The organism is Paenibacillus sp. Paensp38 (assembly GCF_059491915.1).
Genome location: NZ_CP168516.1, coordinates 479,912 through 498,703, shown reverse-complemented (window position 1 = coordinate 498,703; position 18,792 = coordinate 479,912). Strand labels below are relative to the sequence as shown.

Below are 18,792 nucleotides of genomic sequence, written 5' to 3'. Positions count from 1 at the left end.
TCTCGTTCGACAACCTCTGTGCTAATATCAGAGCCGAGACGATGAAATTGCAAAAAAAATAAACCTTAATATTTTACATAAGGTCATTTTTATCCAGCCTCTTCACGTTTCAAAGGAGCAACAAGACTTACATATATGACGCTAGGCTTCTGCAAACAGGGTGTTTTTTACCCCAACATTAATTAAGGAGAGTGAGTATGAATTGAAAAAAGTATGGGTTTCACTTCTAGGAGGAGCTATGTTATTAGGAGCCATTGCGCCTGGAGCCTCCGCAGCTGAAAATTCTGTTCCCGATCCGACTCAGTTTACGCCAACATTCCAAACGGTGAACTGGAAGTCTCCTTCAACGGTAACAGGCGACAATCTGGTCTGGAGCTTTTTAAATCGACAACAAAAAACATTATTGAGTCTGGACGATACCCACATCGGTTCCCATGTGCGCGAGCAATTTCGTATCGTGGATCGCACCAGTGACAAATTTGGTACAAAGCATTATCGGTTAAAACAATATGTAGACGGAATTCCCGTATTTGGAGCCGAACAGACCATCCATGTGAACAAGTCTGGTCAAATCACCTCTTATTTGGGAGCTGTCATTTCAGAAAATCAACAAGCCGATGCTAAAGAAAATACAACTCCAAAAATCAGTGCTACTGAGGCTGTATATACCGCTTATAAAGATGCAGCTATACGGGTTCAGTCTCTCCCTTCCTCCGCCCCAATCGTTCCTGAACCTTACGAGGGTACAAGTAGTGTAAGTAAAGACACTTACGGAACAGCATCTAACAATGAATTTTCAATCTCTGTTGATAAGGACTCCTTGGATTTGGATAAAGCAGCTGAACTGGAGAACAGTACATTGGAAGTGGTAGAGCCTGCATCCTCTATTCCCAAGATTGCCAATCTGGAACCAAGCGTGGACCCTACAGCAGAACTGTACATCTATCCCGATGGAGACTCCACACGTCTCGTCTATGTAACCGAAGTTAATACTCTACAGCCCACTCTGCTGCGCACACGTTACTTTATTGACGCTAATGACGGAAAAATCGTATTCAAGTATGACATTCTTAACGAAGTAATCGGCACAGGGCGCGGTGTATTCGGCGATACCAAAACATTTGAAACCACAGCCTCGGGCAAGAAGTATCAACTAAAGGATACGACTCGTGGTAAAGGAATCCTAACTTATAACGTCCACAACACCGAGACGCTCCCCGGCACCCTGTATACAGATTCCGATAACGTATGGGAAGATCCTGCTGCGGTGGATGCCCACGCTTACGCTATTCGCACTTACGATTATTACAAGGATAGATTTGGACGCGACAGCATTGACGGGCATGGCATGGCCATCGCTTCGGCAGTCCATTACGGCGCAAAGAACTACAATAATGCCCACTGGGGTGGCACTCACATGCTTTACGGAGACGGAGACGGCACGTTATTTGCCCCTTTTAGCAGCGACCTTGAAATTGTTGCCCATGAGCTGACACACGGTGTGACCGAGCATTCATCAGGGCTCGTGTATTTCGCTGAATCTGGTGCATTAAGTGAAGCCATCTCAGATATTATAGGCAACGACATTGAGCGTACCAATTGGGATTTCGGCAAAGTCGCTTATACCCCTAATATTAAGGGCGATGCCATTCGCTCCCTTTCCGATCCTGTCAAATACGGTCAAGTCGATCACTACAGCAATCTCTATCCTGATCCTAACAACGAGGATTATGGTGGAGCCCATATTAATAGCGGTATTATTAATAAAGCCTACTATCTACTGGCACAAGGTGGCACTTTTCATGGTGTCAAGGTAGATGGAATCGGACGTGATGCAGCCGTATATATTTATTATAATGCCTTCACCAATTATCTGACTTCCACGTCTAACTTCTCCACCGCACGTGCTGCTGTTATCCAAACAGCCAAAGACAGTTATGGTGAAAATTCAATAGCCGTAACCTCTGCTATTAAGTCTTTTGATGCCGTAGGTGTGAAATAAGTGTAATAATATAAACTTCCCCGATATTACAAGTCTACCCCCTTCTCTCTTATGTATACGGCGTCCCACTAGGGGACGCCTTTTTTCTACTATAAAGTTGATTATGGACACTTATATTCCTGGCTTCTTATTATTGCCCCATCGCAATCCAAAGGACCAACCCTTCACATAGCGGACCTGAGTGTATGCGTTCCACAGTAAGTACTGCTGAATACCTCTGACGTTGTGTGACGGATACCATCACTCCCGGTATACTGGCATTGGCTGTGATTACATACTGTGTATCTACAAAAGGTTTCTCAAATACAACGCTCACTTCACCCCTATCCGCTTGTGCGGGGAGGTGAAAAGAAATGCTCCCATATTGAGGTGAAGCTATATGATCGTCAGAAGCCTCGTCACTGGTCGCTGATCCGTCGCGAATGGCATTCAAGTCTAATTCTTTCTCCGTATCGAAAGCTAGATCGATATCTTGCTCAGGCAAGACCACGCGCTGCTTTGGGCGGTGTCTTCCTTCCGCAATGTGAATACTGGTTATGGAACAATCCAGTAATGAATCTTGCTCTGCCTGATCTTCCGTCGTAATAGATGGTTTATCGTTATCCATCCTGCATTCCGTATCTGACTCAGGCACAGACAACAGCAGTACAGATGCTCGATTCATCTGCATCGCTTCCTCTAGCGTTTTGGGAAGCTTATGCTTCTTCCACGCCGCTTCCTCTACAGCTTGAACGGAGGTATCCTTCTCTACAGGGGCAGGAACCGTTGCCGTCCCGCGCTGGCTCGGTCTAGGACTGCCGGAAGTCGAAGCCGCTTTTTCCTTGTTAACACGGCGGGAGGGAACCGCATTGGAAGGGTTACGCCGCGCTGTTCTTTTATCCTTAGGGCTATGGTTCGTACGATGGTTCATGGTGACCGCTCCTTTGGCACAGGAGTGAACCAGCGGTCGCTCCGCTTCATTCACCCGGCTGGGTATCATGGCTAATGCCTATAAGATAACCTATGCGCGTAACAGCGCCTACGTCACTCCGTTGCGCAGTCCGTTATGATTTGTGCCCAGCGTTGTGCTGAGTGCTGCCACAAGAATTGTCTCCGTACCTCGCCAAGTCCGGCTTCTCCCATCCGTCGTCGCAAGCCAGGTTGCTGGAGCAGCCTGATGATGGCATCGGCCATTTCCTGCTCACCATGAGACGGATACACAAGCCAGCCTGTCTCGCCGTGTTGTACAACCTCTGGAATACCGCCGATTCGTGAAGCGACCACAGGCACTCCTGCCGCCATGGCTTCCAGATTGACCAGCCCGAAAGCCTCATCCTTCACTGAAGGAACAACGGTCACATCGGCTAGCTGATATAGCGAGGCCAATGTTGGATGCGGAACATAGTCTAGGAATTGCACATGCTTCCCCAACCTTAGTTTACGCACCTGCCGATGCAACGACGCCGTATACGGCGTGAGGCGGTCATGCCCGTAATAGGCACTACCTGCAATGAGCAGCAGTACGCCCGGGCAGGCGCGGACGACATGCCGCAGGGCCTTGAGCAGCCGGTGAACGCCCTTCCCTGGCATCAGTCTGCCCGCAAATAATACGATTTGGCGGCCTGACCAGCCGAAATCGTCCAATCGCGCCGACCTGGCCGCTTCTGCTGCTGGAGTCCACCGTGGCAGGAAATCGCCAGGATGGATACCCAGCTTGTTTACGACGATGCGTTTCCTGACTGCTTCGGAACAGTCAGAAGCTACGATTGCTCCCAAATACGCACTGTTCACAATAATGCGATCCATTGATGCCAGTAGCCTACCCATGTCCTTCCGTTCAAGGTGAGGCTCCCGGATGAACGTGGTCGAATGCAAAGTCAGCACAACTCGGCTATTGGGCAAAGCCTCGCGAATGGCATACGCAACTGCCGGGCGGTTGTGTACATCTACTACCGCTGGTGACCATCTCTTTAAATCGGCAATCACCTCAGAAATATAACCTGCTCCCCGCGTAAAACGCATACAGGGAATTCCGTCGACATCGCCATGATCCGATGCCTCTGCTCCCTTTATGCCATAGATCTGCGCCTGAAGCTCATGACTAGCCAGCGGTACCATGCGGGCAATTACCCGCTCCACAGAACTGCTGCGGGGCGAAGGTATAACAAAGGAGCCCGGTGTAACAACTGCTACCTTCGGCCTCTGCATCACCACACCTACTTTCTGACCTTATTCCAACACTCTGCAACACTCATCTTGTATCATATCGTCTGCCTCCCTGAAAGGTGCCTCGCTTCTAACTTTGGGCTTACCGCAAGGCTAGCGTCCATGCCTGGCCGATCTTTGATACATATGATGGACTACAATCACAGTATGATCAGTTGGAGTGCTACAAGGAGGGCGGACATACTCATGTTGCATGTCGGCGTCATGCTCAACCCGGCAACCTACCGGGGCATTCCCGCCATGAGGACGCGATATGAATCCATCGCCAATTACGAGGACGCCGGGTTAAGCTACGAGCTCATCCCCTGCTTTCTTCGTCTGGAGGATATTCATATAGCGACCGGAACATGCCGGGCTTTTGTTAAACACGGCAACGAGTATCGGCAAATGACTCTTCCGTTGCCGCCGGTCATCCACAATCGGACTCTCTATCGGCAAAATGAAAATGCTAGAGATATCAACAAGCTTGTACAAAAGGGATACTATATTTTTAATGAACAAAACCGTTTCCCCAAAGACCATATACATGCAATTCTGCAGGAAGACCCTCTGCTACGCATCCACCTCCCCAAAACCTTGCAAGGCAACCTTTCCTCCATCCATACCTTAATGGAGGAAACCGGAGATGTTGTCATTAAACCCAGTAGCGGTAGCGTGGGTAGAGGAATTATGCGTCTGCGGCATTCCCGCGGAGGCTGGACTTTGCAATGTGCACATCCTTCTATACCTGAGCGTTGGTCCACACTACGTTTGCATGTCGGAGAACTCCCGTTATTTCTACACAAACGACTGCTGCATGTGCCTCATATCGTACAGGAAACCATACCGCTTGCTTTGTACAACAATCGTCCGTTTGATATCCGTGTGACGGTTCAGCGCGGATATGGCGGTATCTGGGGTGTGACAGGCATGTTCGCTAAAATTGCTCCTTCCCACACCTTTGTCTCCAATGTGGCACAGGGGGGGACGGCCCGTTCCTTACTGGAGGTGTTATCACAAACAGAGACGGTTCAGACTTCGAACGCAGTCCGGTTAATGAATGAACTAGAGCGGCTCTCGTTACAAATCGTGCACCGACTGGCACAAACCCTTCCTCGTCTCGCCGATGTCGGTCTGGATCTGGGAATTACCCGTGAAGGCAAGATTGTTTTTATCGAATGCAACGGTCGTGACCAGCGCTATGGCTTCAGCCAGGCTGGCATGCACAATGTCTGGAAAGAAACATACACTCAGCCGATGGCTTACGCTCGTTGGCTTCTCGAACGGATGCCTTCGTCAGACACCGAACGTTCACCAGGCCGTCCACTGTATTGATTTACGTCACATTCTGTGTCAATATAGTTCAGAGCGGCCGGACAGGTTCCGGCCAAGACGGCTCGGAAATGAACAAGGGGGATCTGTAATGGCAAAACAGTGGCTGCGGCTCATGACGGAGCTATCATCGCGCAAGTGGGTGTGCCGGATTGTGGGCTCCTTCGCGCAAAGCGGTGCAAGCCGACTTTTTATCCCCACCTTTATACGTACGTACCAGATCCAGACGCATGAGGCTGAACAGGAATGGAAGGAATACCGTTCTCTGAACGCCTATTTTACACGCAAATTAAAAGCGGGCATGCGCCCGATTGATACGAACGCCGAGGTGATGACCAGTCCGGTGGATGCACGGATTACTTTCACTGGCCCAATTACGTCCGGCACTCTTTTGAATGTCAAAGGGCAGGACTATACGCTGGAAGAGCTTCTTAACCGCTCTCCGCGTCTTGAAAAATACACACACGGCTATGCTTTTGTACTCTATCTCAGCCCGACGGATTATCATCGCATTCATGCACCAGTATCCGGTACGCTGGTAGAAAAAGAGCATCTGCGCGGCAAGGTATACCCAGTGAATGACTTCGGCTTGCAGCATATGCGAGCAGTTCTTAGCCGCAATGAACGACAGATTACGTACATCGCCCACGAATACGGTGAGGTGGCGGTCGTTAAGGTTGGCGCAATGAATGTGAGTAGCATCAAATATACGGATGATAAAGCCGTCTCATGGACAAAAGGAGACGATCTCGCCTATTTCGAATTTGGGTCAACCGTCGTTTTGCTAACTGAGAACGGTACGTTTGAGCCAGACCCCGCATTGAAGCTGGGGGATGTGGTGAAAATGGGACAACGTCTGGGTTGCTTTCGACATGATCCCAAAGCATAAGTGAATATATCATAACAGGATTATAGCTACACATATGAGCATTGGGATCGAATGATATAAATTGCTCATATAAAAAAGGACCCGGCGTAATGGCTCGGGTCCTTTTTTTGGAATTTATCCTTTATATTTGTCATGCGTTACTCCCATTATGCCTAAATCCGAAACAGCTTGTCCACCGTCTATAACATTACCGGATCTCAGACGGACTTTTCCCCGTGTATTGCTTGAATTGGCGGCTGAAAAAAAAGATGTCACGATACCCCAAAGCCTCTGCCACCTCGGTCACATTCATTCCCGCATGCAGCAGTAGATGCTGTGCACGCTCAATCCGCATGCTGATAATATGAGATTGCGCGGAAACACCTAGCAGCTCCTTGAATTTAATCGAAAAATAACGCGGTGACAGCCCTGCCCGTGCAGCTAAATCCTCGACGCGATGAGGAAGTCCCGGATGCTGACGCACGTAGTTGGCCGTTTCCCGAATGACCTCGGTGAGCTGGTTACTGGCCTGTTGCTCCTGCGGCTCCTTACGGTCCGCACGCAGCAGATGAATCATCAGTTGTTTTAGAATCAGCTTGCCTTCCTCGTCAGCTCCGTAAGCACGCTCCAGGCGCAGTCGAACGTACCTGGCAAGCATATGCTCTACCTCGAACGTTTCCTCCAGCATACGGTAGCTTGCAGGGACTAGCTCTGGTTGTTCGATGAGATCAAAATGAATATAGGTAAGTATGAGCGGCTTTTGCGGGTTATGTGTGGCACGGGTATCATCCCCCGGCTTGAACAGGAAGCAACTCCCCTTGCTCACCGGATACGATGTTCCGTTTAAGACCACTGTTCCTTCTCCGCTCCATACATAGAATAAATCATAGTTTGGCATCGGCTTCTCGCGTACCTGCCATTTCCAGCCCGGCTCGCACACAATTTTGGCGAAGGCCGACAACAGGATAAACGATGACGCAGATGTATCCAGCAAAATCTGCACCTCCTCTTGTTAATCTTTGGTTGTCCTCTATCCCGTTAATTTATAATATAAGCTCAGCGCCTTCATTAAGCAAAAAAATGCGTTTTTATGCTCCCAGATGCTTTTGCGTGACGCTTACCGTGTGTGATGCTATAATATGTAATCAAAATGACTTGGAAGGATGAAACGGGAATGAATCCACTGGCAGCGCAGTTAAACCAAAACATTCAGACAGGCAACGAGCATGTATATCAAATGCTTTCTCTTTTAGGGAAAGAAATTTATTTCCCAAAAGAGGGGATTTTGAGTCAATCCGCAGAAGCCGGGAAGCTTGCTAAAAAGTACAACGCCACGATTGGTATTGCTACGGAAGGTAACGGTCCTATGCATTTGGAGGTCATTCAGGAGAAGCTGTCCGCTTACAATCCCAAGGATTTATACCCTTACGCACCCCCTGCGGGCAAACCTGAACTTCGTAGTGTATGGCGTGACAAAATGCTGAAGGAAAACCCTTCATTGGCTGGAAAAGGTTATGGCCTTCCCGTAGTTACGAACGCGCTGACCCATGGTTTGAGCATCGTTGCCGACCTGTTCACGGATGAAGGGGACGCTGTCATTTACCCAGACAAAAACTGGGAAAACTATGAGCTGACTTTCGGTATTCGCCGTCATGGACGTTTGGTGAATTTCCCGTTGTTCACAGAGGATCAACGTTTTAATAGTGAAGGATTACGCGAGGCGCTACTGGCACAGAAAGAATACGGCAAAGCAATCGTTGTGCTGAACTTCCCGAATAACCCGACGGGCTACACACCGGGAGTCGAAGAGGGTAAAGCGATTGTTGCTGCCATTCAGGAAGCCGCAGAAGCAGGCATCAATGTCGTAGTTGTGACGGATGACGCTTATTTTGGTCTGTTCTTCGAGGACTCCCTGCATGAATCACTATTCGGTCAGTTAGCTGGACTTCATCCGAGAATTCTACCCGTCAAAATTGACGGAGCTACCAAAGAAGAATTCGTTTGGGGCTTCCGTGTCGGATTTATTACCTTTGCTTCGGAACATCAGGATGTACTGAGCGCACTGGAACAAAAAACATTAGGGATTATTCGGGCAACGATTTCGAGCGGTCCTCACCCATCTCAAACCTTCGTCCTGGATGCCCTCAAATCACCCGATTTTGAACAACAGAAAAATGAAAAGTTCCAAATTATGAAGGGGCGGGCTAATAAAGTCAAAGCGTTGCTCGATAGTGGAAAATACGGAGATGTATGGAGCTACTATCCTTTCAATTCGGGTTATTTTATGTGCCTTAAGCTGAACGGCTTGTCCGCTGAACGACTGCGCACACATTTGCTGGAACAATATGGGGTAGGAACAATTGCGCTGGGTGAATATGATCTCCGAATCGCATTCTCATGTATCGAGGAAGAGTATCTGGAAGACCTGTATGACATTGTTTACCGTGGCGCACAAGATTTGTTGAACGCATAATATGTAACAGATTCAATATAGCATCATTAGCGGTATGCCGGATGTTGTGGCATACCGCTTTTTAATGGGCTGAACCATTGTAAGTCACACTTCGAAACAAACTATCCTTCAGCAGCGAGCATTGATTCTTGTGCGAGTGGCAGCAGGATGACTACCTCCGTTCCGACTCCGGGCTCACTCTCATAGTGTATACTTCCGTTCATGGCTTCAATGATTCGAAAGGAGACGACCGTTCCCAGTCCCGTTCCTACCTCTTTGGTTGAAAAAAACAAAGTACCCACTCGCTCCAGATGCTCCTGACTCATGCCTTTTCCTGTATCCCTAATATGCAGACATGCCTTCTCTTCCTGAATCGCCAGCTTTATGTATACCCTGCCTCCATCATCCGCAGCTTCGATCGCATTTTTCGTCACATGTATTAACGCCTGTAACAGCTGATTACGATCCATATGTACGTATATTTCATTCCTTAGCTCAGTATACAGTCTTACGCCTTGCTTGGTCGCCATCGGTTTCAAAAGCAAAACAATCTGTTGAACCATGCCAGACAGATCCATCAGCTCTGTGTTCCCAATCTGCGGTCTGGATAAGTTCAGATAGTCGCTAATAATTCTTTCAGCCCGATCGACCTCTGCTAGTGCCAAAGCAATATATCTGCGATTTTTCCCTTCTAGCCCTGACTGAACCATTTGCAAGAACCCTTTAATAACGGTCAATGGATTCCGTACTTCATGAGCCATAGAGGCAGCCAGTTCACCTAACGTATTCAGATGCTCAGCATATTTAATCTTTCTTCTCATTTCTTCCCGTTCCAAACTAAACTCCATCCAGAAAGAGGAGGCTCCAATGCTTAGGAATTGAATCATACCGAACCAGAGTATTGCCCGGATCAGCTCGATCTCATCCTTATCTAGCCTTCCATTGACCCAGGAATGTATTAACAGAAATATAAACATGGCAATACTAGTCCATATACTCATTAGCATATTCATGCCCACCCGAAGCAATATACTATTGAGCTGCATAAACTTTTTTCTCACCAAGAGAGGCCCCAAATAACACAACATCATGCTGGGAAAACTCACCACTATAGACTCAGGATCTATATACATACGAGCCATCACCATCAACGTTATATTCAGAAGCCCTGCCTTAGGACCAAAATATAAAACAGAAAGGATCAGAGGAACATATCGAAGATCCCAAAATAGTCCATACCAAATATACGAAAACATAAGGCAAAGCACAGAAGACACACCCAGCACCCCTCCCATAAGCAACGGGGTATGTTTCATATGCCGATGATCTGACAAAGCGCTATATACCAATAACGGTACAAACACAAGAAATATGTTCACGAGCAGCTTATCTATCAGCATCTCGTCTTTCCCACTTTCCAAGTGATAATGATTACGTACTTCTTCTATTCTCGACAATACGTGTCTTTTCCTCTCTCCTCCCCTACATCTGATGAAAAATATAAGGCGATTCAGCAACATACCTGAGCAATGGCCCACGCAATCTGAAAATCCACTTCATAAGATACGATGTATCCTTTATCACAATGACCGAGAGGAGAATGAGCATGGGAGCAGAAGAAACAAGAGGCGGTTACGGTGGTTACGGCGCATTCACAAGCACAGGAACAATTCTGGTACTGTTCATTTTATTAGTTATCATCAGCAAAACGATCTTTATATAAGCTGACGGATATCTGCACCCACGGCTATGATAGCAGTACAAAAAAAGGCTAATTCGCAAGCAGCAAGTGCTGCCTGCGAATTAGCCTTTACTTTATTCACATAGATACAAATCACACTTCTTCTTCATCCTGACCGTCCAAACGCCATTTTTTGGCTTGAGCGCCTCGTAGCAGGAACACTACTGCAACTCCCCCAAGCAACGTGAGCAGTGTAGACAGTAGATCTTCCGTTCCCTTTGCCAGAAAAGGAAGCCACAGAACCACAGCAGCCGGCAACGTCAACCGAACAACAAAGTCGAGAAAAGACGCACGACGACTATGCGCAGGAATCGGATACAACTGAAGCCATAACGAATCCTTGTGATACTGCCTTAGTGAAGTGACCTGTACACCAATGAGGAATATGAAAAATAAATATACTGCAATACCAATCCAACTAGCATGGGTGATATATATAATTAACAACCCCAGAATCCCGAGCCGAATGACAATACCTGCTGGCTCTGTGCGCAGGAACGTCTTAAACAGCAGATAACGATACGCTCCCCTTCTGTTCCAAGGTATGTTACCTCCCAACCAGGATAGCCAACGGCGCGGCGTCACTCTCTGCGTAAGGGCGGGCACATCGACAAACCAGCCCAAAGTGCGCATCACCCGAGCAGCCTGCATACCCTCTGTACGAATCAGCTTTTCCCAAGCCACTAGCAGCTTGACCGGAAAACGCAGAACAAGCACGTACACCACACCGACCAATATGATAAATGGTACGCTGTGTAGTGGAGGCTGCCATAGCCATGCGGCTACCATCAGCACAGCCAACACCCACCGAAGCAGACGATAGCCTATACTCCCGCCAATCGATACCATACGAAGCTCTTGCCAGCCGCCGTAGCTGAATAGCAGCTTTAATAGCACGAACAGTAGCAGGGTCAGTAGCAACGGCTTAGGCGCGGAATCACTGCGAATATACAGCGGCCACACGATAATAGACAGCAATAGCAAACCGAATATTTTATACACCACACCCCGAATCCGGCTGGCCTTAAAATAATAGTGCATTGCGTGCTCCTGTGGACGGAGAAAAACAATATCCGCTGCGTTTAAATACGTACGAAAGCTCGCATGAGCAATCGGAATAGCCACAATAAGCATGATCCAGCGGATGGGCAAATCCGGTGGAGTATGCATTAGTAGCGACGTGTACCATGCGGCAAAGGCAATCAGTGCAAAGCCGAACACCACCGCCAGACCGCTCTGAATGACATAGCCCAGATAAGGCAACACCTGTCCCCAGAACGCTACACGTCTTTCTTTATGCAGACGTTGCAAATCCATGCTCATTCCCTGCCCTGTACCAGCTCATAAAATGCATCTTCCAGCGGCATGCCCGGCTTACCCGCCTGTGCTGTCACTTCGTCCAGCGTACCCTGCGCAATGATGGCACCCTGATGAAGTACAATGAAACGATCGCAATAATTTTCAATCGTGGACAAAATATGAGAACTGAGTAGAATGGACGAACCCGAACGCTTCATCTCTAACATAAAGTCAAGCAGGGAACGAATACCAAGCGGGTCCAAACCCAAAAAAGGTTCATCTATGACATACAACGGCGGTCCCGCTAAAAATGCACACATAATCATCACTTTCTGGCGCATCCCTTTAGACAGGTGCATCGACATACTTCCACTTTTATCCCGCATACGGAACAAGTCCAGCATTTGATCACTGCGTGTGCGGAAATCTGCTTCGCTAACTCCGTACGCTCTGGCCGTGAATTCCATATGCTCCATCACCGTCATTTCAGGATACAGCTCTGGAGATTCAGGTACAAAAGCAATGGCTCCCTGATATTCCTCGGGATTTTCATCCTGCTTATGCCCCTGCACACGAATTTCTCCGGCCTGCGGTGTCATCAGGCCCAAAATATGCTTCATGGTCGTACTTTTCCCGGCCCCGTTCAGACCAATCAGTCCTACCATTTCGCCCGGTTTCACATCCAGCGAAATCTGATGCAACACCGGGCGCTTGGCGCTATATCCGCCGGTCAGTCCGTTAATTTGCAACACAGGCTGTTGTTCCATGGCTCCCCCTCTTCTCCCTTACTCGTTCGGTTTTGATCCTTTTTCCTTCAGCCATCTTGGTGCACCCTTGTTTTTGCGATCACGCTCGCGCTGTGCTTTTCCTGCTTTGGACAAGGCTGCACCTTTGCTCTTGCCTGGAGCTGAACCGTTCGCGGAATTCCTGCCAGGACGTCCGTTTTCGGCACGAACAGGTGCCTTTCGGTCCTCCGCCGATGCTCCGTTAGATAAGGATCTAGCCTCGGAGGGTCTTACAGGTGCACGCTTGGCATCCGCCGGACGCGGCACAACTACTCGACCTCCATGCAACGCACGCTCTGCGATGTCAATGCCCAGTTCACGGGAGAACTTACGCATGATGAACGTTTCACGGTCAGTGACAACCGATGCCACCAATCCTTTGCGTCCCATCCGTCCTGTCCGTCCTGCACGGTGAACATAAGCTTGACTATCCGTAGCCGGATCAAAATGAATAACCATTTCAAGGCCCTCAATATCCAGACCACGGGCTGCCACATCCGAAGCGACCAGCACTTTGAGCTTGTCCTCACGGAATCGGGCCAACACATTGCTACGCGTGACTTTATCCGCATCTCCATACAAGGATGCCGTAGTCAGCCCCATATGCTTGAGCTTGGCCTCAATCTCCCCGATGGCATTGGTTGTATTCACGAACACCAGCGCTTTTCTCGGATTAAAATGACGTACCAGACGGCGCAGCATATCCACCTTATCCCGTTCTTCGGATACAAAGTAATAGTGTTCCAATCCACTGGCCGTCTTCTGGTCGGGATCAATCCCAATTTCTACGTATTCACGCATCTCCCGTTTCGCCAGCGACTGAATCTCGTCGTTCAGCGTTGCGGACAGGAATACCAATTGACGATCGCGTTGGGCGGTGCCCAATATATTGGTTACATCGCCTGCTCCGCCGAGCTGGAACATCTGATCCACCTCATCGATAACAATGGCTGTAATATTGTGCATTTTCAACTTTTTTGAAGCGATGAGTTCCCGTACACGTCCTGGTGTGCCCACGACAAGCTGTGGATGATCCTTGAGCTTTTCGATTTGACGTTTGATAGCCGCCCCACCAATCAGACCGAGTACACGGATTCCACGATGCTCACCGTAGCGCTGACCCTCACGTACAATTTGCATGGCCAGTTCCTGGCTTGGAGCTAGTATCAGCTTTTGCGTAGCCTTTTTCTGCGGATCAATCGCTTGCAACAGCGGCAGCAAATAAGCCAGTGTCTTGCCTGTGCCAGTTTGTGAGCGCGCCAATACATGCTTTCCCTTCATTATTTCCGGTATAGCCTCTGCCTGAACTGGCGAAGGCTGTGTAATTTCATGCTCAGTCAGTTTGTCCAACAGATCCTGTTCAACGCCGAGCGATTCAAAATTCAATGTCATGAAAAGGTCCAACCCCTATACGTAAATTCGTTACTCTCCATTATATGCGAAAATTCCTCTGTTACCAAATCACAAAAATAAAAGATGTCCCTCACCATAGCTAATGGCTTACGGGACATCTTTTATTTCTTATTCATCACACCATGACCCAGCCTATCGGTCAGTCTGGGAGCTAATTGATAAAGCTTGAGAAAAGGAGATACCCACCGTGGCAGATTAACCTCCTCCTTGCGAAGCTCCATCGCTCTTACAATATGCCGTGCCACCTTATCAGGTTGTAGCATAAACCAGCTTACATTTCGAACATATCCTCCTGAAGGATCTGCCAACTCAAAAAACGGTGTGTCGATCGGCCCCGGATTAATCGTCGTTACAGTCACTCCACTCCCGCGCAGCTCTTGCCGGAGCGCATTGCTGAAACCGAGCAAAGCATGCTTCGTCGCCGTGTAAGAAGACGATTTGGCTGTCCCGATTTTCCCGGCCATCGATGCTACATTGACAATCTGTCCAAGGCCCCGCTCTGTCATTTGTGGCAGAAACGCCTTGATGCAGCGAACAACACCCATGTAGTTCACGTCCATCATTTGTTCAAACTCCGTCAGGTCGGTTTCATTAAAATACTCAAACTTTCCGTAGCCCGCATTGTTAAGTAATATATCGACCCGTCCGTACTGTTCCAATACTCGTGCAGCAACAGCCTCTACCTGCTCCTGGCGGGTGACGTCCAGTTGGATAAGCTCATGTCTGCCGCTGATTCCAGCAGATACTTGCTTCAGTCGCTCCTGCGAGCGTGCTGTTAAAATAGGAATCGCGCCCTTTTCGCTTAACAACTGAGCGCAAAGGGCGCCAATCCCACTAGATGCACCTGTAATCACAACTATCTTGTCCTGTAGTATACTCACGCTCATCCCTCCACATTAAAGAAACTTGCTCCTTTAATATTAAGAGATCATCACCTGAATATCCAGCTCACCGATTCCTTCCACCGTGAGCGGAATATAAAGGGCACGCTGAGGCACAAAAGTGGTCAAGTTTTCTGATTTCATGACCTGCGGAGGCGTAATATCCACGACAATTCCCTGACTGGACAAAATCGTACTGGCATTACCACTAATCATATTGCCCAATTCTGAAATTGCGCTTTTTCCCATCTCATCAATTTCAGTCAACACAAATCCGCCCATCATCGCTGATACCATACGTAGCGCCACCTGTTCATTCAGGCCGAACACAATATTTCCGCTAAGCTGTCCGGTCATCCCGATCATAATCCAGATGTGGTCGTCCACCAGCTCGACATTTTTCACACCAAGATTTCCGGATGAAGGAGATACTTGGATCAATTGTTCAATGACCCGTCGCGCCGACTCCAAAAAAGGATTTATCACTTCTGCCTTCACGATCAAAGCGCCCCTTTACGATGGGCTTTTAGACACACAACAAAAGTCCCATTTAAATTAGAATTTTTTAATTAAATATTACTGTAAAACGAATCGATCCTCATTAAAATGCTCTCTATATCACTTATCGACAGCTACCCGGTAATTTTTTATAGCTAAACCACAAAAAATGTGAATAATGTCCTATATCTTTACTTCTTACCGGTTTTAGATTGATTATTTTTGAAGGATATCAGGACTTTAGTCTTTATTTCCCAATATACCACACTTTAAGGTGCTCTGCTTCGATTCATTGCCCTTCCTGCTCGAATAACCTATAATTTAATGAAATAAAGCATAACGACGGTTTTACATATGAACCTATGGATTGGCTAAAAATATTCATTCTATACAGCTGCGATAAGATTAAGAAAAGAGAGGAGGAACTTCATGAACATCAGTCAACTCGAAACACTTATCATGATTTCCAAAACGATGAGCTTCCGCAAAGCCGGAGAACTTCTCAATTTGACGCAGCCGGCGGTGTCCGCCCAAATTAAAAGTCTAGAGGATGAGTTCAAAACCATCCTGATTGACCGCAACCAGCCTGTCACCCTGACCGACCGGGGAGCTGTTTTTTTGGAACATGCCGAGCGCATATTAGAGGTTGTTGAGGAATTAAGACAAAAATTGTACGATCTAAACGAAACACCACAGGGTCACATTGCGCTGGGTACCACAACATCCATCGCTATTCAAATTTTACCGCGCGTGCTTTCCTACTTTCAGGATCAGTTCCCTCTCATCAAAACCTCCATTCAATCCATGGCTTCCTCCATGATTTATCAGCAGGTGGAGAACGGACTTATTGATGTTGGCATCGGCTATCTGATCGAACGTAATCCTAATTTAAGCACTTCGGTTCTGTATTACGATTCCTTTGAGCTAGTCGTGTCTCCTACTCATCCGCTGGCTTCACAACCACATGCTACCATTGAAGCCCTTCGGGAAATTCCGCTGATTCTGCTCTCTCCTGATACGGTGGGACGAAAATTCGTAGACGATGTATTTAAAAAGCACCAAATCGTGCCTCATGTCGTGATTGAGTTGTCCAGCAGTGAGGAAGTCAAACGGATGGTCGAAATTAATCTCGGTGCGGCCATTATTTCCAGACTATCGGTCACTTCTGAACTGCGTGCAGGCACATTAAAAATGATCCATATTCCTGAGCTGGAAGTTAGTCATCCGGTAGGAGTGATTTATAAATCCGGCCGATATCTAAACTCAGCCATGCAGCAATTTTTAAGTGATCTGAAGGGGATGCCGGAGACGAATTTCACCAGTTCTGAATAACGTAATTCGCTATGAACAACATACGCAATATAAACCCTGATTACGAAAGGAAGACAGGCTATGAAATTTGATCTGCACACCCATCATTTCCGCTGCGGTCATGCAGACGGAAACATTCGAGATTACATTGAAGCAGGCATTCAGTCGGGCTTACAAGCGATTGGTATTTCGGACCATTCCCCTTTCCTGGGCAGCGAACAGGATCAGGCTTTTCCTAAAATTTATATGGCCAAATCACAGCTTGCTGAATACGTAGAAGAGGTACAACAGCTTAAAAAAGAATACGAAGGCCGTATTGACGTGCTCCTCGGATTGGAAACGGATTATTTTCCTGATTTTGCTGAATTATATCGTTCCACTCTGGCTCCTTATCCATTTGATTATCTCATTGGGTCGATTCACAATGTCGAAGGGGACAGCATTTTTAACCGTAACCGTTGGAACAAATTAAGCGACGCTCGTAAAATCGAGGTCAAACAAGCCTACTATGCGCTCATTCAGGAATCTGCGCGAAGCGGCATGTTTCAGATTTTAGGCCATATTGACGCAATGAAGGGGAACTTTCCAGCCTTTTCAGACATTCCTGCTGATGAAGCCATTGATGAAACCTTGCAGGTAATTGCGGAATCCAATGTGGCGATTGAAATTAACACTTCGGGTAAAACCAAACTGAGTGGCGGATGGTACCCGTCTGCTTCTATTTTAGAAAGAGCGCACCATTTTGGTGTGGAGGTTACTTTTGGTTCGGATGCCCATAAACCTTCGCGGGTAGGCGATGACTGGGAAGAAGTAAAGGCAATGCTGAAGGATATCGGCTTCCGGGAATGGGTCTATTTTAAAGAAAAACGTAAAATTTCTGTGGCGCTTTAAAATTCAAGGTGGGAATTGCCTCTCCGCAAATCATTTGATCTTACGAACGCTGCTGCAATGGAATTGTTGGGGATTGTAATTTATAAGGTAATAATTCCATTGCAAAGGCGAATGCTTAGCAAGATTATGACATCTATGTGTGAGGAGAATTACATATGCACTTGGAAGATCCTATGGACAAATTTAAAAAGCTAAAGCATGACATCACGCGATTTATGCTAATCTATAAATTTGCGCTCGACGAAATGGAAACCAAGATTGAAATATTAAAGCAGGAATTTCAGGCATTACACGATTACAGCCCTATTGAGCATACCAAATCACGCCTTAAATCTCCTGAGAGCATCATGAATAAAATGATTCGTAAACATAGTGAGTTATCGCTGGATGCTATCAAAGATCATATCAAGGATATCGCCGGCTTGCGTATTACTTGCTCTTTTATTTCTGATATTTATGATGTCAGTAACATGCTTCAGAGACAAAGTGACTTGAAGGTGCTGGAAATTAAGGATTACATCAAGAACCCCAAGCCGAACGGTTACCAGAGCCTGCATTTGCTGGTTCAAGTTCCTGTATTCATGTCGGATTGTGAGGAGCTAGTCTGCGTAGAGGTGCAAATTCGAACCATTGCGATGGATTTCTGGGCCAGCCTGGAGCATAAAATATTTTATAAGTACAACCAGTCCGTTCCCGAAAGTCTGACACGTGAATTAAAGAACGCAGCAGACTCCGCTAATGCGCTAGATCTCCAAATGGAGCGACTGCATCGTGAGATTAAGGAGATTAAAGACGCTAGAGGTGAAGAGGACTCCATGGAGGAGCTTCGGAAGATTATGATTAATAATCAGCAAATTACGGTGCCGGCCAATTTCTTGAAGCTTCTAGGAGAGTAGGATTAGGCAGTGCTCCACCGCTATGCGAATGATTGGTTCAACGAATCGCATGTTTGTTCAAAAATGAAAGAATAGAATCATTGATTAAGATCGGCTTCTCTCTAAGCATGTGCGGTCGATGACTACAACTGGAGCAATTAGATAACGTGAGTCTTGAACCCATGAGCATAATTCTAAAAGCTGCTCTTCTGTGACGAAATCGTCATGTTCTCCGGCGATAAATAATGCAGGGCACGTAA

At 47.3% G+C, this 18,792-nt stretch carries 17 protein-coding genes; 8 read left to right on the top strand and 9 right to left on the bottom strand.

The genetic code is table 11. The annotated features are described in order from the left end of the window. Positions 1–202 precede the first annotated feature (202 nt). A complete protein-coding gene (locus ACEN8J_RS02345; protein ID WP_209949722.1) occupies positions 203–2,002 on the top strand; it encodes a M4 family metallopeptidase in 1,800 nt (599 codons plus the stop codon). A gap of 130 nt (positions 2,003–2,132) precedes the next feature. Here ACEN8J_RS02345 and ACEN8J_RS02340 read toward each other — a convergent pair whose 3' ends face one another. Both ACEN8J_RS02340 and ACEN8J_RS02335 read right to left on the bottom strand, forming a co-directional pair. Next, the gene (locus ACEN8J_RS02340) at positions 2,133–2,912 is read right to left on the bottom strand and encodes a WIAG-tail domain (RefSeq protein WP_495594215.1); all 780 of its coding nucleotides are present in this window, start codon (positions 2,910–2,912) and stop codon (positions 2,133–2,135) included. A gap of 113 nt (positions 2,913–3,025) precedes the next feature. Beyond that, positions 3,026–4,189 carry a glycosyltransferase family 4 protein gene (locus ACEN8J_RS02335; RefSeq protein ID WP_495594214.1) on the bottom strand — a complete coding sequence of 388 codons (1,164 nt, stop codon included), beginning with the start codon at positions 4,187–4,189 and terminating at the stop codon, positions 3,026–3,028. A 204-nt stretch (positions 4,190–4,393) separates the two neighbouring features. On the opposite strand from ACEN8J_RS02335, the gene ACEN8J_RS02330 reads away from it, so the two are divergent. Further along, the gene (locus tag ACEN8J_RS02330; protein WP_029518268.1) at positions 4,394–5,521 is read left to right on the top strand and encodes a YheC/YheD family endospore coat-associated protein; all 1,128 of its coding nucleotides are present in this window, start codon (positions 4,394–4,396) and stop codon (positions 5,519–5,521) included. A gap of 88 nt (positions 5,522–5,609) precedes the next feature. Next, positions 5,610–6,407: an archaetidylserine decarboxylase gene (gene asd, locus ACEN8J_RS02325; protein WP_029518267.1), complete on the top strand. Its 798-nt coding sequence runs from the start codon at positions 5,610–5,612 to the stop codon at positions 6,405–6,407. 187 nt (positions 6,408–6,594) lie between these two features. Here the strand turns inward: asd and ACEN8J_RS02320 are convergent, their stop codons facing one another. Continuing rightward, positions 6,595–7,380 (bottom strand): helix-turn-helix domain-containing protein, encoded by a 786-nt coding sequence (locus ACEN8J_RS02320; protein WP_069012637.1) that lies wholly within the window; start codon positions 7,378–7,380, stop codon positions 6,595–6,597. A 180-nt stretch (positions 7,381–7,560) separates the two neighbouring features. Here ACEN8J_RS02320 and ACEN8J_RS02315 point away from each other — a divergent pair, with 180 nt between their 5' ends. Continuing rightward, positions 7,561–8,859 (top strand): aminotransferase class I/II-fold pyridoxal phosphate-dependent enzyme, encoded by a 1,299-nt coding sequence (locus ACEN8J_RS02315; RefSeq protein WP_029518265.1) that lies wholly within the window; start codon positions 7,561–7,563, stop codon positions 8,857–8,859. Positions 8,860–8,960: 101 nt separating this feature from the next. On the opposite strand, the gene ACEN8J_RS02310 is transcribed toward ACEN8J_RS02315, so the two are convergent. After that, complete coding sequence (locus ACEN8J_RS02310) at positions 8,961–10,238, bottom strand: sensor histidine kinase (protein ID WP_029518264.1); 1,278 nt, start codon at positions 10,236–10,238, stop codon at positions 8,961–8,963. Between the two features lie 206 nt (positions 10,239–10,444). Here ACEN8J_RS02310 and ACEN8J_RS02305 point away from each other — a divergent pair, with 206 nt between their 5' ends. Continuing rightward, positions 10,445–10,561 carry a hypothetical protein gene (locus ACEN8J_RS02305; protein ID WP_023990126.1) on the top strand — a complete coding sequence of 39 codons (117 nt, stop codon included), beginning with the start codon at positions 10,445–10,447 and terminating at the stop codon, positions 10,559–10,561. A gap of 111 nt (positions 10,562–10,672) precedes the next feature. Here the strand turns inward: ACEN8J_RS02305 and ACEN8J_RS02300 are convergent, their stop codons facing one another. The 5 genes from ACEN8J_RS02300 to ACEN8J_RS02280 form a co-directional block, all read right to left on the bottom strand. Continuing rightward, positions 10,673–11,896, bottom strand: a complete 1,224-nt coding sequence (locus ACEN8J_RS02300) for an ABC transporter permease (protein ID WP_039272674.1) — start codon at positions 11,894–11,896, stop codon at positions 10,673–10,675. A 2-nt stretch (positions 11,897–11,898) separates the two neighbouring features. After that, a complete protein-coding gene (locus tag ACEN8J_RS02295; protein WP_013311782.1) occupies positions 11,899–12,645 on the bottom strand; it encodes an ABC transporter ATP-binding protein in 747 nt (248 codons plus the stop codon). A gap of 18 nt (positions 12,646–12,663) precedes the next feature. Further along, complete coding sequence (locus ACEN8J_RS02290; RefSeq protein WP_029518262.1) at positions 12,664–14,055, bottom strand: DEAD/DEAH box helicase; 1,392 nt, start codon at positions 14,053–14,055, stop codon at positions 12,664–12,666. Between the two features lie 122 nt (positions 14,056–14,177). Further along, the gene (locus ACEN8J_RS02285) at positions 14,178–14,957 is read right to left on the bottom strand and encodes an SDR family NAD(P)-dependent oxidoreductase (protein WP_069012634.1); all 780 of its coding nucleotides are present in this window, start codon (positions 14,955–14,957) and stop codon (positions 14,178–14,180) included. 39 nt (positions 14,958–14,996) lie between these two features. Then, the gene (locus ACEN8J_RS02280) at positions 14,997–15,455 is read right to left on the bottom strand and encodes a chemotaxis protein CheX (RefSeq protein ID WP_029518260.1); all 459 of its coding nucleotides are present in this window, start codon (positions 15,453–15,455) and stop codon (positions 14,997–14,999) included. A 429-nt stretch (positions 15,456–15,884) separates the two neighbouring features. Here ACEN8J_RS02280 and ACEN8J_RS02275 point away from each other — a divergent pair, with 429 nt between their 5' ends. The 3 genes from ACEN8J_RS02275 (at position 15,885) to ACEN8J_RS02265 (ending at position 18,553) form a co-directional block, all read left to right on the top strand. Next, the gene (locus ACEN8J_RS02275) at positions 15,885–16,787 is read left to right on the top strand and encodes a LysR family transcriptional regulator (protein ID WP_023990132.1); all 903 of its coding nucleotides are present in this window, start codon (positions 15,885–15,887) and stop codon (positions 16,785–16,787) included. Positions 16,788–16,847: 60 nt separating this feature from the next. Then, complete coding sequence (locus tag ACEN8J_RS02270) at positions 16,848–17,657, top strand: histidinol-phosphatase (RefSeq protein ID WP_029518259.1); 810 nt, start codon at positions 16,848–16,850, stop codon at positions 17,655–17,657. 155 nt (positions 17,658–17,812) lie between these two features. Continuing rightward, positions 17,813–18,553, top strand: coding sequence for a GTP pyrophosphokinase (locus ACEN8J_RS02265; RefSeq protein WP_165148567.1), 741 nt, complete (start codon positions 17,813–17,815; stop codon positions 18,551–18,553). Positions 18,554–18,792: the final 239 nt, after the last annotated feature.